Annotated in this window: 13 protein-coding genes and 4 pseudogenes; 5 read left to right on the top strand and 12 right to left on the bottom strand. The window is 68.5% G+C overall.

Annotation, left to right across the window (positions count from 1 at the left end):
• Window positions 1–6: 6 nt before the first annotated feature.
• The 4 genes from ABZV77_RS00465 to ABZV77_RS00450 form a co-directional block, all read right to left on the bottom strand.
• The gene (locus tag ABZV77_RS00465; protein WP_356250093.1) at window positions 7–642 is read right to left on the bottom strand and encodes an anti-sigma factor; all 636 of its coding nucleotides are present in this window, start codon (window positions 640–642) and stop codon (window positions 7–9) included.
• Entirely contained in the window at window positions 545–1,120 is a 576-nt protein-coding gene (locus tag ABZV77_RS00460; RefSeq protein ID WP_356248741.1) for a sigma factor, read from the bottom strand. Before ABZV77_RS00460 ends, ABZV77_RS00465 begins: the two co-directional genes overlap by 98 nt.
• Window positions 1,121–1,247: 127 nt before the next feature.
• Window positions 1,248–2,927 carry a sulfite oxidase gene (locus ABZV77_RS00455; RefSeq protein ID WP_356248739.1) on the bottom strand — a complete coding sequence of 560 codons (1,680 nt, stop codon included), beginning with the start codon at window positions 2,925–2,927 and terminating at the stop codon, window positions 1,248–1,250.
• A 629-nt stretch (window positions 2,928–3,556) separates the two neighbouring features.
• Complete coding sequence (locus ABZV77_RS00450) at window positions 3,557–4,144, bottom strand: TetR/AcrR family transcriptional regulator (RefSeq protein ID WP_356248737.1); 588 nt, start codon at window positions 4,142–4,144, stop codon at window positions 3,557–3,559.
• Between the two features lie 155 nt (window positions 4,145–4,299).
• Between ABZV77_RS00450 and ABZV77_RS00445 the strand changes: the two genes are divergently transcribed.
• Window positions 4,300–5,259 (top strand): chlorophyllase, encoded by a 960-nt coding sequence (locus tag ABZV77_RS00445; RefSeq protein WP_356248735.1) that lies wholly within the window; start codon window positions 4,300–4,302, stop codon window positions 5,257–5,259.
• 173 nt (window positions 5,260–5,432) lie between these two features.
• On the opposite strand, the gene ABZV77_RS00440 is transcribed toward ABZV77_RS00445, so the two are convergent.
• Window positions 5,433–5,930 (bottom strand): MarR family transcriptional regulator, encoded by a 498-nt coding sequence (locus ABZV77_RS00440; protein ID WP_356248733.1) that lies wholly within the window; start codon window positions 5,928–5,930, stop codon window positions 5,433–5,435.
• A gap of 17 nt (window positions 5,931–5,947) precedes the next feature.
• On the opposite strand from ABZV77_RS00440, the gene ABZV77_RS00435 reads away from it, so the two are divergent.
• Both ABZV77_RS00435 and ABZV77_RS00430 read left to right on the top strand, forming a co-directional pair.
• Entirely contained in the window at window positions 5,948–6,850 is a 903-nt protein-coding gene (locus tag ABZV77_RS00435; protein WP_356248731.1) for an alpha/beta hydrolase, read from the top strand.
• Window positions 6,851–6,970: 120 nt separating this feature from the next.
• A pseudogene (locus tag ABZV77_RS00430) lies at window positions 6,971–7,507 on the top strand (DUF6283 family protein); the annotation flags it as partial.
• A gap of 56 nt (window positions 7,508–7,563) precedes the next feature.
• Here the strand turns inward: ABZV77_RS00430 and ABZV77_RS00425 are convergent.
• Window positions 7,564–8,322, bottom strand: a complete 759-nt coding sequence (locus ABZV77_RS00425; protein WP_356248729.1) for an SDR family oxidoreductase — start codon at window positions 8,320–8,322, stop codon at window positions 7,564–7,566.
• A gap of 150 nt (window positions 8,323–8,472) precedes the next feature.
• Here ABZV77_RS00425 and ABZV77_RS00420 point away from each other — a divergent pair, with 150 nt between their 5' ends.
• Entirely contained in the window at window positions 8,473–9,120 is a 648-nt protein-coding gene (locus tag ABZV77_RS00420; RefSeq protein ID WP_356248727.1) for a TetR/AcrR family transcriptional regulator, read from the top strand.
• Between the two features lie 280 nt (window positions 9,121–9,400).
• Here the strand turns inward: ABZV77_RS00420 and ABZV77_RS00415 are convergent, their stop codons facing one another.
• The 4 genes and pseudogenes from ABZV77_RS00415 to ABZV77_RS00400 all read right to left on the bottom strand — a co-directional run.
• Window positions 9,401–9,604 carry a hypothetical protein gene (locus ABZV77_RS00415; RefSeq protein WP_356248725.1) on the bottom strand — a complete coding sequence of 68 codons (204 nt, stop codon included), beginning with the start codon at window positions 9,602–9,604 and terminating at the stop codon, window positions 9,401–9,403.
• A 24-nt stretch (window positions 9,605–9,628) separates the two neighbouring features.
• A complete protein-coding gene (locus ABZV77_RS00410) occupies window positions 9,629–9,760 on the bottom strand; it encodes a hypothetical protein (protein WP_356250219.1) in 132 nt (43 codons plus the stop codon).
• A 277-nt stretch (window positions 9,761–10,037) separates the two neighbouring features.
• A pseudogene (locus tag ABZV77_RS00405) lies at window positions 10,038–10,199 on the bottom strand (oxygenase MpaB family protein); the annotation flags it as partial.
• A gap of 646 nt (window positions 10,200–10,845) precedes the next feature.
• A pseudogene (locus tag ABZV77_RS00400) lies at window positions 10,846–11,145 on the bottom strand (IS110 family transposase); the annotation flags it as partial.
• Window positions 11,146–11,276: 131 nt separating this feature from the next.
• Between ABZV77_RS00400 and ABZV77_RS00395 the strand changes: the two are divergent.
• Window positions 11,277–11,741: a PLAT/LH2 domain-containing protein gene (locus ABZV77_RS00395; RefSeq protein WP_356248723.1), complete on the top strand. Its 465-nt coding sequence runs from the start codon at window positions 11,277–11,279 to the stop codon at window positions 11,739–11,741.
• Window positions 11,742–11,881: 140 nt separating this feature from the next.
• On the opposite strand, the gene ABZV77_RS00390 is transcribed toward ABZV77_RS00395, so the two are convergent.
• Window positions 11,882–12,388 (bottom strand): DUF6624 domain-containing protein, encoded by a 507-nt coding sequence (locus ABZV77_RS00390; RefSeq protein ID WP_356248721.1) that lies wholly within the window; start codon window positions 12,386–12,388, stop codon window positions 11,882–11,884.
• A gap of 34 nt (window positions 12,389–12,422) precedes the next feature.
• Window positions 12,423–13,169 (bottom strand): annotated as a pseudogene (locus tag ABZV77_RS00385) (IS5 family transposase); the annotation flags it as partial.
• Window positions 13,170–13,272: the final 103 nt, after the last annotated feature.

Below are 13,272 nucleotides of genomic sequence, written 5' to 3'. Positions count from 1 at the left end.
CGGTTGTCAGGTGGGCTGGGCCATCGTCGCCAGGGGCGGACTGGTCGGCTGCTGTGAGCCGCCGGCCGGCTCCAGCGTGACGCCGAGTCCCGTGGCACGGCCCACGCGGCCGTCCATGAGCACGCTCTGGTCGGTGCGCGACGCATCCATCAAACCGGCCGGGCGCATGTGGCCGCCATCGGCGAACCACAGCTGGTACACCTTGCCCTTCGGCGGTGCGGCCATGTGGGATGCGATGAACACGGCCCTGCCACTGCTCTTCGAGACGACCACGGAACCGTGTGCTCCACCGTCCAGGGACGCCGAGGCGACCTTGGCATCCGGTGCGGCGAGGACTGCGGCGATCCGGTCGGACTGCTCCTGCACGGCCTCGGCCCGGTGGCGAGCATCATCGGCCCGCTGGTGCTGCCACACAGTGGTTCCGCTGAGCGTGGCGATCCCGGCCGCGCAGGCAGCCAGGGCCCACCACACAGCCTTTCCGTGCCTGCTCTTCGTCGGGCCGGGCACACTGGCCTGCCGGCCGGGGGGGGGCTCCTGGCGAACCTCACTGATCCGCTGCAGCACATGCGACTTCAGATCCTGAGGCGCGCGGCTTGTCGTGGCCAGGGCGAGGCGTCCGGCGGTGGCGGTGAACTCCCGCACTTCCAGCGCGCAGGTTTCGCACCGGGCCATGTGCGCCTCGAACACGGCGCGTTCCTCGTCGTCGAGTGCGTAGTTCTTCCCGCTCCTGTTGTGCCTGGACCTGCTCGGACACTTCGTCGAACTCCCGAGGCCGGTCCAGCAGAGCGGCCGGGTGGTCGCGCGCGGCCGCGGACTCCACGGAGCGGATGCGGTCGACGCTGCGCCGGTGAGCCAGCGTGAGCAACCAGTTGAGCACCGACCCGCGCTCCGCACGGTAGCGGCCGGCCGTGCGCCACACCTCCACCCACACTTCCTGAGCGACTTCCTCAGCCTGCGCGTGATCGCGCAACACCTTGCGGATCAGCCTGAATACGGCATCGCAGCCGGCGTCATAGACGCCGGCGAACGCCTCCCGGTCTTCCGCTCCTACCTGCCTGATGAGCGTGGGCAGATCCGGGCCGTGTGCGGGGTTGGGGCCGATCGAGATGGATTCCGCCATACGCCGCCTGCCGAAGGCCGCTGGAACGCGGTGTGAACTGGGTGACCACGCTAGTAACTCATGTGCGCCGGACCCGCTCACCGTGAGGATCATGTTCGACGATTTCTGTCCGTTCTCATGCCTCGATCTAGTCGATGGTGACGACGACCGAGTGCCAGCCGGACGCTCCGTCGGGGATCGTCGGGGTGCGCTTCTCCGTCTGGGTCTCGCCGGTGCGGTCGGTGGCCCGGACGGTCAGGGTGTGGCCGCCTTTGGTGGCGGGCCACTCGTAGGACCACTGCCGCCAGGTGTCCCGGGTGTCCTCCGCAGCCAGGCGAGCCTCGTCCCACGGCCCGTCGTCGACCCGCACCTCGACCTTGTCGATCCCCCGGTGCTGCGCCCACGCCACGCCCGCGACCACGACCGTGCCCGCCTTCGGACGCCCGAACGGCTTGGGGGTGTCGATCCGCGACTCGGTTTTGATCGGGGCCTTCTGCGCCCAGTCCCGCTTCACCCAGTACGAGTCGTAGGAATCGAAGGTCGTGAGCTCGATGTCCTTGATCCACTTGCAGGCCGACACGTACCCGTACAGGCCGGGGACCAGCATGCGAACCGGGAAGCCGTGCTCGAAGGGCAGCGGCTGACCGTTCATGCCGACAGCGAGCATCGCGTCCCGGCCATCCATCACGTCGTCAACCGGACTGCCGATCGTCATGCCGTCCACCGAACGGGCCACCAACTGATCGGCCGGACCGCCCTTCGACGGCGGCCGCACCCCACACTCCTTCAGGAGATCGGCCAGGCGTACGCCGATCCAGCGGGCGTTGCCGACGTACGGGCCGCCGACCTCGTTGGACACGCAGGTGAGGGTGATGTTCCGTTCGATCAGCGGCATCTTCAACAAGTCGTCGAAGGACAGCGTCCTCTCGCGCGTCACCCCCTGCCCGTGGATGCGCAGCTGCCAGGACGTGGCGTCGACCTTGGGTACGACCAGGGCGGTGTCTACGCGGTAGAAGTCGTCGTTGGGCGTCATGAACGGGCTGATCCCGTTGATCCGCAGTGCGGCACCTTTGGGCACTGGGGCTGCCGTCGACGATGCGGCCGGAATCACGACCTTCTTGCGGGAGGCGACGGCGTTCTGGCCCTGCGAACCGTTCAGCGCGCGGCCCGCCAGTCCGGCACCGGTGGAGGCCGCGGCCGCGGCGGTCGCGGCCAGGATGAAACCCCGCCGGTCCCACCCCGAGCCCTCTGCGCCTCCCTCGGAGCCTACGGGAGACGCCCCTCCCACCGGTGCGCCGTCCGCCACGGAGTCGTCGTCCGCGGCTTCCGTCGGCGCGCCCGGCTCGTCCGCTGCCTTGCGGAAGGTTCCCAGCCGGCCGACCAGCCAGTAGAGGAGTCCGGCACCGATCACGGCTCCCACTACGGAGGGCAACGCGTCGCTGACGCTCGTCGAGTCAGGCCTGCTCGTGGCGGCCAAAGCGCCGACCACGCCGAAGGCAAGCACCCCCAGCGAACCGATGACCCGCCAACGGGCGGCCACCGCACCCAGAGCCAGGGCCAGGACCGTCAGCACGGCAAGGATGCCGAGTTGCAGGACCAGCTTGTCGTTCGTGCCGAAGTGCCGAATCGCCCAGTCCTTCACGCCCGGCGGCGTGCGATCGATCGCCGCACCACCGACAGCAATGACCGGCCCCGATTCCGGCCGCACGGTGGCCGAGACCAACTCGGCCACCGCGATGGCCGCATAACCGGCGAACAGTCCGCTCAGGGCGCCGAGCGACAGGCGTTTGAAGCCGCGAAGCGGCCTGGGTCGTACCTCGTGGTCCATGACCGGAATCCGTCCCGTACCCGCGCGCGGATTGGTCCTTCACACCATTGAGGTGAAGCGCGCTGTCCCACAGGAGTAGCAACCTTCAACCGGCCGCTGGCGATGACACCTCTCACTGGGGGCCAGTTCCGCCAAAGGGCGCAACCCAAAGGTGCCTGGGGGATGGGGCCGAGGGCCGGAGACATGGCCGATGCTCCATTCCCCGAAGGTGCTCGACGGCCGACGACAGGGACGCCGGGGTGATTGCTCGGGGCCAGCCGTCAGCCGATCCGTTGAACGAGTTCACTCTTGGAACGACAACGGGCGGTTGCGGCCACTTTCTGATGGCTGGACTTCGGGAAGGTGCTGCGGAACTCGCCCAGGGGCACCCGCATGGCTGGCCGGGGTCGGCACCCGCAGCGGCGTGGCGAGCCGGGCTGGGCGCCGCAGCGCGGGCAGTCGTGATGATCGAGGGCGTCGGCGTCGCTTCCGGTGGTGTCCTGAGGGTCTGCCACGCGCGGGAAAGTCTCGCAAACCATTCCCGGAACAGGGGTCCGTCACCTCTTGAGCGAGGACGAGTTCGGAGAACCGGTCGGGCGTCCGGGTCGCCCCTGGCGACGGTTCTTGATCGAGCTGCGGGAGAGTGCCGTCTATGAGGGGCGCAACCCCTGAAGGAGCAGTTCGATCAGCCTGCGCGGGTCGTAGCGCGGGTCGCTGTCGCGTCCGATGCAGAGGTTGCCGATGCCGCGCATGAGTTCGTAGGGCTGCATGCCGGGCCTGATCTCGCCCGCGGCGACGGCGGCGTCGAGTAGCTGGGCGCAGATGGGCATCAGCCGCTCGAGGAAGTGGGTGTGCAGCGTGGCGAAGCGGTCGCTGTCGGACTGGAGGGCGTCGGCGAGTCCGTGCTTGGTGACCAGGAAGTCGGTGAAGAGGTCGACCCACTGGCGCAGCGCGTCGAAGGGTGAGTCGGCAGCGGCCAGCAGCGTCGGGCCCGCTTCGGCGCAGGCCTCGATCTGATGGTGATAGACGGCGGTGACCAGGTCCGCCCGGGTGGGGAAGTGACGGTAGAGCGTCCCCAGCCCGACACCTGCCCGGGCGGCGATCTGGCGGGTCGGTGCATCGATCCCCGAGGTCACGAACACCTCTGCGGCGGCGTCGAGCAGCGTCTGCTGGTTGCGTACCGCGTCTGCTCGCTTGCTGCGGGCGGACGCTCCTCTGGTCGGGCCTGCTGTGGGCACCACGCTGTCCTTCCGGCGGCCGTTGACGAAACGGATCAGCGTTCCATATTCTAAATGGAACAACGATCCGCTTTCAGGTTAGCTGACTGCGGTCACTCCGCCGTGCCTGTCGCCGTCCGCGGACGGCGACAGGGCCATCGAAGGGCATGCTCCTCATGAGCGAACCTGCTTACACAGCCGACACCCTCCACTCGCCCACCCCCGTCCTGTCGGTCGGCCCGGTGGTGCTGGCGACCCCCGGCCGCGCTGTGGACCTCCAGGTGCGCGTCTCCGCGCCGGTGACCGGGAGCGAGCTGCCCGTCATCCTCCTCTCGCACGGTCTCGGCTTCTCCAACAACCTCTCCTCGCTGAACGGCTACGCCCCGCTCGCGAACTTCTGGGCCGCACACGGCTTCGTCGTGATCCAGCCCACCCACCTGGACTCCAAGACGCTGAGCCTGGAGCCCGACGCCCCCGCAGCCGCCGCACACTGGCGCACCCGGGCCGAGGACATGACGCGCGTCCTCGACCGGCTCGACGTGATCGAGGATGCCGTCCCGCAGCTCGCCGGCCGTCTCGACCGGAGCCGGGTCGCCGTAGCCGGGCACTCCATGGGCGGGCACACCGCGAGCCTGCTGCTCGGTGCCCAGCTCACCGATCCCCATGACGGAACGACGGTGAACCTGGCCGATGACCGGATCAAGGCAGGCGTCTTGCTCGCCGCGCCCGGCCGGGGCGGCGACGCCCTCACCGAGTTCACCGTCGAGAACTACTCCTTCTTCCTGACCACGGACTTCTCCACGATGACGACGCCCGCGCTCGTGGTCGCCGGAGACAAGGACGACTCCGCCTTCCTGACGGTCAGTGGCCCGGACTGGCACACCGACCCCTACGTCCTCTCCCCGGGCCCCAAGTCTCTGCTCACCCTGTTCGACGCGGAGCACGGGCTCGGAGGGGTCTCCGGATACGACGTCGCCGAAACCACGGACGAGAACCCGGCGCGGGTCGCCGCCCTCGCCACGCTCGCCTGGGCCTACCTGCGCAGCGAGCTCTACCCCGGGGACTCCGCCTGGCAGGTGGCCCGCGACGCGGTGACGGCCGGCCCCAACCCGTTCGGACGGGTCGAATCCAAGTAGACCCATGCAGGCCAGCTCCACGGAATGACCTCGTTCGCTGCTCCTTCCCGTGAGCTCTGGATGTGAGCCTTCGTCAGCCTCTGGGAAATCCGGGTCGATTCGACGCGGGCACTGTGTCGTCATTCGCCATCGATTGGTGACAGAGTCGGGCAGTGCCTGGTCTCAGGGCGCTTTCAGCCGGTGGGGGTGCCGACCTGGTCGCGTTCGAGTACGGAGCGCAGCTGGCGGAGGGCGTGGGCGGCGGCTGCCGTCGTGGACTGGTCGAGGGTGCCTTCGACCAGCTCGCTCAGGCCCGCGGTGAAAGTGGTTTCGGCGGCATCGAGGAGCTGTGAGCCGTCGTCGGTCAGCGCCAGGAGCGAGGACCGGCGGTCCGCCGGATTGGCCTGACGGACGATCCACCCCTGCTTCTCCAGGCGGTCGACGCCCTTACTCGTTGCACCGGCGCCGATGGCGAATTCCGCGGCGAGGTCGGCCACCCGGGACCCCGGGTGCTCGCGCAGGAACCGCAGGAACTCGAACTGCGACGTCACGATCCCGTGCCGCTCACGCAGGCGGTCGTTCAGCGCGTTGTACAGGCGCGTCTCGCAGCGGACAAGATCCGCGAAGAATCCCTGGAGGTCGGCGACCCCATCCGATTTATATGCCACGGCATATAGTGTAGAGGAAGCCATTCCGCGGGAGGAAGCAGATGAGCAAGGAACAGCTCGCCAAGGTCGACGCGATGCTCCGCCGGCCCCGGCCCGAGGGCCGGCGCTCCGTCGAGGAGCTGCGCGCCGGGTTCAGGGCACTCATGGACACGATGATCGTGCCGGACGACGTCCGCACCACGCAGACCACGCTCGGCGGCCGACCCGCCCTGCACGTCACACCGCACGACGGCGCCCGCCCGGGCACGATCCTGTACTTCCACGGTGGCGGCTTCGTCTTCGGCTCCCCCGAGACCGCGCTGTCGCTCACCGCGCAGCTCGTCTCGAAGACCGGGTTCGACTCGTACTCGGTGGACTACCGGCTGGCCCCCGAGCACCCGTTCCCGGCCGGTCTGGAAGACAACCTGAGCGCTTACCGCGCCCTCCTCGACAGCGGCCTGGCCCCGTCCGCCATCGCGTTCGCCGGGGACTCCGCCGGCGGCGGCTACGCGGTCACCACCGCCCTGGCCGCCCGCGACGCGGGGCTTCCGCTGCCCGCCGCGATCGTGGCCTTCTCCCCGGGCCTGGACGCCACCCGGACCGGGGAGAGCATGACGACCAAGGACGGCATCGATCCGATCTTCACCCGCGAGGCCGTAATGCACACCGGGGCCATGTACCTCGCCGGCCAGGACCCCAAGCAGCCCCTGCTCAGTCCGGCCCTCTTCGCCGACCTGACCGGGTTCCCCCCGCTCCTCATCCAGGTAGGCACCAACGAGATCCTGCTCGACGATTCCACCCGCCTCGCCGCCCGCGCCCGCGACGCCGGAGTCGACGTCATCCTCGACATCACCGCCGACGCCCCCCACGTCTTCCAGACCTTCGCCGGCGGCCCCCTCGACGAAGCCGACCAGGCACTCGACCGCGCCGCCCTCTTCCTCACCCAGCACATCCCCACCCCCTGACGCCCCAACCGCACCAGTGCGACGGGGCATCACCCCGAGACCCCGGCCGTGTCATCGGAGGGCGTGTGCGCGGCCCCGGCATGGTCCGGGCGGTCAGGCCCAGGTCAAGGACGTCGGGAGATGGTCGCAGGCGAACGCGGTGCGTACCGCCCGCCCGAGTTCTTCGACCGCATGTCAGGCGGGGTGCTTGAGGCCGCCACGGTGAAGCGGCGCAGGACCTGTTCGGCCTCGGCGGTGCCCAGGCGCAGGGAGGTGGTGCACCTGAGGCGCGACTCCTCGATCATGACTGTCGGCCATACCGGCCGTATGGCCTCGTCGCTTCGGCCTCCTGCGCAGCGTCCCTGCGAGAGCTGTGCCTGTCGGCGCGATGTGCCTGCGGGGATCTGGGCCAGTGAGGAGTACGCGAAGCTCCGGCGTTACGACGCCGACACTCCTGATCAGCCCACGGGACTGTGCCAGTGCCATCAGGCCGATGCTGACCGTGCTGTCCGGCGCATCTGTGGCGGGTGGGCTGGATGCCACGAGGGCGAGCAACTGCTCGCCCTGCGCCTGGCTTTGCCCGACGGCCGCATCGACACCGCCACATACAAGACTGTGGTCTTCGAGTGCGTGGCGCCGGTACCACTGTTCGGGTCGGGCCACGAGGCCGCAACGCACGGCGAATCCCGGTGCTGCCAGGTGAGGAGCGGGACACATCGTGCGGGCTGGGGTCCCTACAGCAGGGCGCCACCCGACACTTCGAGCCGCTGGGCGGTGACCCATCGCAGGTCCTCGGAGGCGAGCGCGGCAATCGCGTCGCCGATCTCCTGCGGTTCGCCGACGCGGCCGAGCGCGGTCTGCGCACCCAGTCCCTCGCGCATCTGCGCGTCGTCCCGCATGGCGCCGCCGTTGAAGTCGGTTGCGGTCGGCCCCGGCGCGACGGCGTTGACGCGGACCCCCCGCGCACCCAGCTCCACGGCCAGGGTCCGGCTGAGGACCTCGACCGCCGCCTTGGAGGCCGCGTACACCGAGGTGCCGGAACTGGTGTGGCGGCTGAGGGAGGAGGAAACGTTGATGATCCGCCCCCCGTCGGCCAGCACGGGCGTAAGCGCCTGGATGAGGAAGAACGTGCCGCGCACGTTGGTGTCCATCACTGCGTCGTAGTCGTCGACCGTGACCGCTTCCAGCGGTCCGAACAGCCCAATCCCGGCATTGTTGACCAGGACGTCCAGCCGGGTCGCCTCCCAGCGCTCCAGTTGCGCGGCCAGGTGGGAGACGAAGGAGGGAAAGGACGCCACGTCGCTGATGTCCAGCCGCAGTGCGGCAGCCGTGGCGCCGATTTCCTGAATGTTCTTGACCGTCTCCTCGGCCTCCTGCGCGTCGCCGCGGTAGGTGACGACGACGCGCAGCCCGTGCCGGGCCAGCGACTGGGCCGTGGCCCGGCCCAGCCCGCGATTGCCGCCGGTCACCAATGCGATCTTGCCTGACTCCATGAGTGCTTCTCCTTACGGGAACGCCACGACGCCGGCGGGGAGTGCTCCCGCCGAGCAGAGGCGAGTCGTTCGACTCGCCTCCCCATTCACGTAAACATCTGCACAGTGGCGAGTCAAGTGACTCGCCTCGTGATGGGCCATACTGGACCCATGACCGCAGGACTCTCCGCGCACCATCAACGACTCGCTCAGCGCAAGCGCGAGGCGATCACCGCGGCGGCCACGAAGCTGTTCCTGGAACGGGGCTATGACGGGACCTCGCTGGCGAAGATCGCGCAGGAAGCGGTCGTCTCGAAGTCCACGCTGTTCAAGCAGTTCCCCACCAAGGCGGCGCTCTTCGAAGCCATCGTCACCGAGTACTGGAAGGGCGGGCCGGACCCGGCGGCGCCCGCGACGCGGCCCGGTGACCTGCGCGCCGGCCTGAGCGCGATCGGCCGCCAGTACGCCGACCTGATCGGCCGACCCGCAATGGCGGGCCTCTTCCGTATCGTCATCGCCGAACTGCCGCGCTTCCCGGAACTGGGACGGGCCCAGTTCGAGCTGGGCAAGCTGCCCTACTTCATCTCCGTCCAGCACTACCTGGAGGCCGAGCACGCCGCAGGCACTGCGGTGGTACCCGACGCGGAGAGCGCCACCAACCAGTTCCTCGGAATGATCGCCAACTACGTCCTGTGGCCGCGGATGCTGCTCGCCGACTGGAGCCCCGCACCTGCCGACGTCGGCCACGCCGTCGAGGAGGCGGTCGCGACGATGCTCGCCCGCTACGGCCGCAGCGCCGACGGCCCGCAGCACTCCTGAGGGCTCCGGCGCCGCCACGGCTGCGGACGGCGCCCGCCCCCGCCCCCCTCCCGGAACGCTGCGGGAGGCCGCCGGTCAGTGCCGAGGCGGGCATGTTCGGCGAGCGTTCCGGACAGGGCGGTCCGGCGGCCTGTCCGGTACCGACGGCGGCGATCAGCCAGGCGTACGCCTCGGTCGTGGTGCCGGGCGGGGCGAGGGCGTCTAGGTGCACGGCTATTACGGCCAGCCCACGGTCTCGACCCGTCCATAGGGCCTGTTTCAGAAGTGACGTTCTGAGGCGCTAGTGAGCGTTGCGTTCTGCGGCGGCATGCCACCAGCCAGGTGGAGATGTGCCGGTGACCTTGGCGGTGGACTGGTCAGGATGAAGCCCGAGCCGTCGAAGCGCGCTGGCGTGGATGCGGATGTCGAACCAGCCGTGCCAGTGGCCGTCAAGGCCGATGCCGCAGGCCAAACCCCACTGGATCTCGTCTGGGCTGAAGGGCATCCAGTCGATGCCGCGGTCACGCAGTCAAGCGCGGGTGGCCGCCATCGGGCGGAGGCGGCCCGGCAGGTTTTCGTAGGCCGCGATGGTGATCCAGTCGGTGCTCGGCGTGTCCACGGCACCCATGATGCCGGGCAGCCGCGCTGGTGTCATAGCCATTCGTCGAGTACGGCGATGAGGACAGTCGCCTCGTAACGGACGGCCAGCTTGTCGGAGCGAGTGGCCACCGCTTGGTGCCGCTTGAGCCGATTGATCCCGCACTCCACAGCGTGTCGAGCGGCGCAGCAGCGCGACAGCGTTGAGGGCCAGCGGAACGTAGAACGGCATCGCCGCCACCGGAAGGTGTGGCTTGAACAACAGGTACCGGGTGGTCTCCAGCAAGGGCCTGGCCGATGCGGGCCGTCTGGGCGACGCACTCGTCGCACTCATCGGGCGTCAGAGGGCGGGTGCCGAACCGCTGATGCGCGCGCAGGAAAATGTCGACCTCGGCCACATGGACCCAGCCCAGCAGATGGGGGGCCGATGCGTGGTAGGCAATCCCACTGGGGGTGCACGCCGCTGATCGCCGCGTGCACCCCCTGACGCGCTCACAGGCCACCTGGGCAGCCGGCCACGACGGCTGGGGCACTTCGAAGATGCCGCGCCGCCCTCTGATGCCGTGCAGCACAAGAGAGGCAGCCAGGGACTGTCCGGAGCGCTGATCAGTGCGAGGAGGAAGCGTGATCCTCGTAGTCCATCAGCCGAGCGATGTGCCCCGCCCCAGGATCAGTGGGATTGCGGCGCATGCAGAGTCCGGCTTCGGGCCGTGGACCGGTAGCAGGAACCGCGGGGGGCCATCCGGCCCTGGCCAAGTCTTCCAACCGGGCAAGGGCGCGATTTTGGACGGTCTTAAGGTGGTCCCGCCGAGCCTCGTCCGTGCCATCACACCCCTCAAGGGTTCCGACAGCGACGCACCTGCCGTCGCGAGAGTGCGTCGGCCCAGTTGATGACACGGTCGTGACAACTGTGATTGACATTGCCCCCTGTCGGTTGTCTCGACGGGGGCCTTCGCTGTGGGGTGGAGAAGGCGTGCGACTCAACGCCAACGATCGACGAGCGGGGAGATCTGTCGCCGTTCGACGATCGCCGTCGCCTGGCACGCGCTGACGCACGCTGCTCAGTCGGCCGTTTGCAGTCGATCACGCCTCGTTCCTTCTGCGGCACGAGAAGTGCTCGGGCAGCCCTTCTGGGCCTGGAAGGCTCGTGAGCAGCTGGTGGGCCAGCTCGCTCAGGAGGGCCGCGGCGCGGGTTTCGCCCGGCAGGGCGGTGCGCTGCTTTTCCGCTGCCGCGATGACCTTCTCCGCGATGTTCTGGGGGTTGCGGACTTTGCGCCGCTGAAGCCATGTGGCCAGCCGTTTTACGCCGGTGCGCCGCAGGGCGGAAGGGGTCTGACAGCGCGTCAGCATGATGACCGCGCCCTTGGAGCGGGCTTGGTCGAAGGCTCCCTCCAGGACCGGGCTGATTCCGCAGAGCAGGTCGCGCATTCGGTTGGTGAGGTGGATGCGTGGAGTACTAAGCGCTTTCAGCCAGAGAGCACCGCGCATGGGCCGTGATCTCTGGCGTGATCCCTCCTAGCTGCTTGATCACTTTCGGCTTAGCGTCAATCGCGTTGTGTAGTTGGCTTGGAGGGGCAGTCATGGCGGACGAAATCACTTACAAGATCACCCTGTGGACTGAGCACATCAGCGGCGCGGGAACCGACGCCACCATGTACGGACAGTTGATCGGCGAGAACGGCAAGAGCGCCGAAGTCGTATTCGACAACGCGGGCAACGACTTCGAGTACGGAACGTGGGGGACGTACTCGATCACGACGACAGACATCGGCGAGCCCACACAGCTCCGCCTCTTCCACGACAACGGCGGCTACCGTCCCGGCTGGTGCCTGGGGCTGGGACACGTTCAGCACTACGCGCCGGTCGAGGGCTCGCGATACCCGAAGCTCACACAGTGGAATCTGGTGATCGATACCACGGTCGAAGCCGATGACCTTACAGACGCCTTCGGTGAGAGGACCAAGACAGTTCCCGGCGTGTGGCTGGCATCAGATTCCGGTGGCATCGACAAGACGTTCAACCTGAAGAGGTCCTCAAAGCGCTAAGCGTCCTCAGCAGAAACTCAGCCGTCTGCCCGGCCATCCCATCCGGTGGCCGGGCAGACGGCTGCGTCCGTTGAGACGCGTACAGCGCTCCCTCTTCCCGCTCAAGGGCTGTGAACCGGCAGCCTGGAACGGGACGGGCGTCAGGTCAGCGCGAACTTGGCCACGTACTCGTCGAAGGGTTCGATGCCGACTTCCGCACGGAGTTCGTCCATACGCTCGGGCTCTTCACAGGGCCACGGAACCGGCGCCCCGTCCTTCACGCCGGCGATCTGAGTGCCGTAGACCTGCTTGCGGCCCTCATTGACCAGTGTCCGGTCGTGCAGAAAGGCCAGCTCGCGCGGGCTGGCCGCGCCTGCTGACACCGCCACTTGCATCAACTGGAGGGCGCGCCGCTGAACGTCGAGCTGCCGGTCGGCATGCTGGGCGATCAGCCATGCTGCACGTGCGGCTTCCTCGCCGACCAGGTCCGCCGTCGGCCAGCCGTACTCATCCATGATCTCGCCGAGTCGGTCACCGTGCCGCGCGGTCAACTGGCGCCACGCCAACTGCTCCGCCGGGTCATCGCTGTTCGCGCGGACCGAGGACTGGTGATCGGCCGCAGCCATCTCTGTGAGCTCCACTGCCAGCGCGGCAACGTCGTGCGCCACTCTCAACTCCCATGTGTCGGTGCGTTGTACTCGTGAGCCAGAGCCGGATCGCCATGACGGTCACGGTGCCGTGGAAGACGTAGGCACGCTTGTCGTATCGCGTGGCCACCGCCCGGAAGCCCTTGAGGGCATTGATCGTCCGCTCGACCTCGTAGCGGCGCTTGTAGATCTCCTTGTCGAAGCTGGCAGGACGACCGCCCTTGCTGCCCCGGCTCCGACGGTTGGTCCGCTGATTCCTCGACTCGGGGATGGTGTGCTTGATCTGTCGTCGGCGCAGGTAGCGGCGATTGCGCCGGGGGGAGTACGCCTTGTCGCCACCGAGATGATCCGGTCGGGTGCGGGGGCGTCCGCCACCAAGGTGGCCCCCGGGAGCGTCCGAGTCCCTCATCGGGCCGGTGCTGGCGGGGCGTGCGTCTTTTCCCGGCACCCACGGAGATCTCTTACGCGCTCCCGCGGCGTGCTTGTGGGCTCGGTAGGAGGTGGAGTCCACACTCACCATGGACCAGTCGATGCGGCCTTTCGCGTCGGCGTCGGCCAGGACGGACGCGTAGATCTTGTCCCATGTGCCGTCCGCCGACCAGCGTCTGTGCCGCTCGTACACGGTCTTCCACTTGCCGAACCGTGCAGGCGGATCCCGCCACGGCACCCCGGTGCGCTGCCGAAAGAGGATCCCATTTATCACTCTGCGATGACCCACCCAACGCCCGCCTCGCTGACCGGACTTCGGTAGATGCGGACGCAGCCGCGCCCATTCATTGTTCGTGAGATCTCCCCGCCCCATGGGCAAGCCAACGACTCGAAGCCGAGACGGTCGTGATCCGCCGGACGGACCCTAGCCAAGCATCGATCAGCGATTGCCCGCTGAACTGATCGGGGCGCATTAC

It is taken from the genome of Streptomyces sp. NPDC004732 (assembly GCF_040609235.1).
Taxonomy (GTDB): Bacteria; Actinomycetota; Actinomycetes; order Streptomycetales; family Streptomycetaceae; genus Streptomyces.
This window is presented reverse-complemented; position numbering and strand designations above follow the sequence as displayed.

Bases quoted from the DNA above. Each gene is read 5' to 3' on its own strand.
- ABZV77_RS00395 (WP_356248723.1), top strand. From the start codon at position 11,277: ATGGCGGACGAAATCACTTACAAGATCACCCTGTGGACTGAGCACATC.
- ABZV77_RS00460 (WP_356248741.1), bottom strand. From the start codon at position 1,120: ATGGCGGAATCCATCTCGATCGGCCCCAACCCCGCACACGGCCCGGAT.
- ABZV77_RS00435 (WP_356248731.1), top strand. From the start codon at position 5,948: ATGAGCAAGGAACAGCTCGCCAAGGTCGACGCGATGCTCCGCCGGCCC.
- ABZV77_RS00440 (WP_356248733.1), bottom strand. From the start codon at position 5,930: ATGGCTTCCTCTACACTATATGCCGTGGCATATAAATCGGATGGGGTC.
- ABZV77_RS00445 (WP_356248735.1), top strand. From the start codon at position 4,300: ATGAGCGAACCTGCTTACACAGCCGACACCCTCCACTCGCCCACCCCC.
- ABZV77_RS00455 (WP_356248739.1), bottom strand. From the start codon at position 2,927: ATGGACCACGAGGTACGACCCAGGCCGCTTCGCGGCTTCAAACGCCTG.
- ABZV77_RS00420 (WP_356248727.1), top strand. From the start codon at position 8,473: ATGACCGCAGGACTCTCCGCGCACCATCAACGACTCGCTCAGCGCAAG.
- ABZV77_RS00415 (WP_356248725.1), bottom strand. From the start codon at position 9,604: ATGCCCTTCAGCCCAGACGAGATCCAGTGGGGTTTGGCCTGCGGCATC.
- ABZV77_RS00425 (WP_356248729.1), bottom strand. From the start codon at position 8,322: ATGGAGTCAGGCAAGATCGCATTGGTGACCGGCGGCAATCGCGGGCTG.
- ABZV77_RS00410 (WP_356250219.1), bottom strand. From the start codon at position 9,760: ATGGCTATGACACCAGCGCGGCTGCCCGGCATCATGGGTGCCGTGGAC.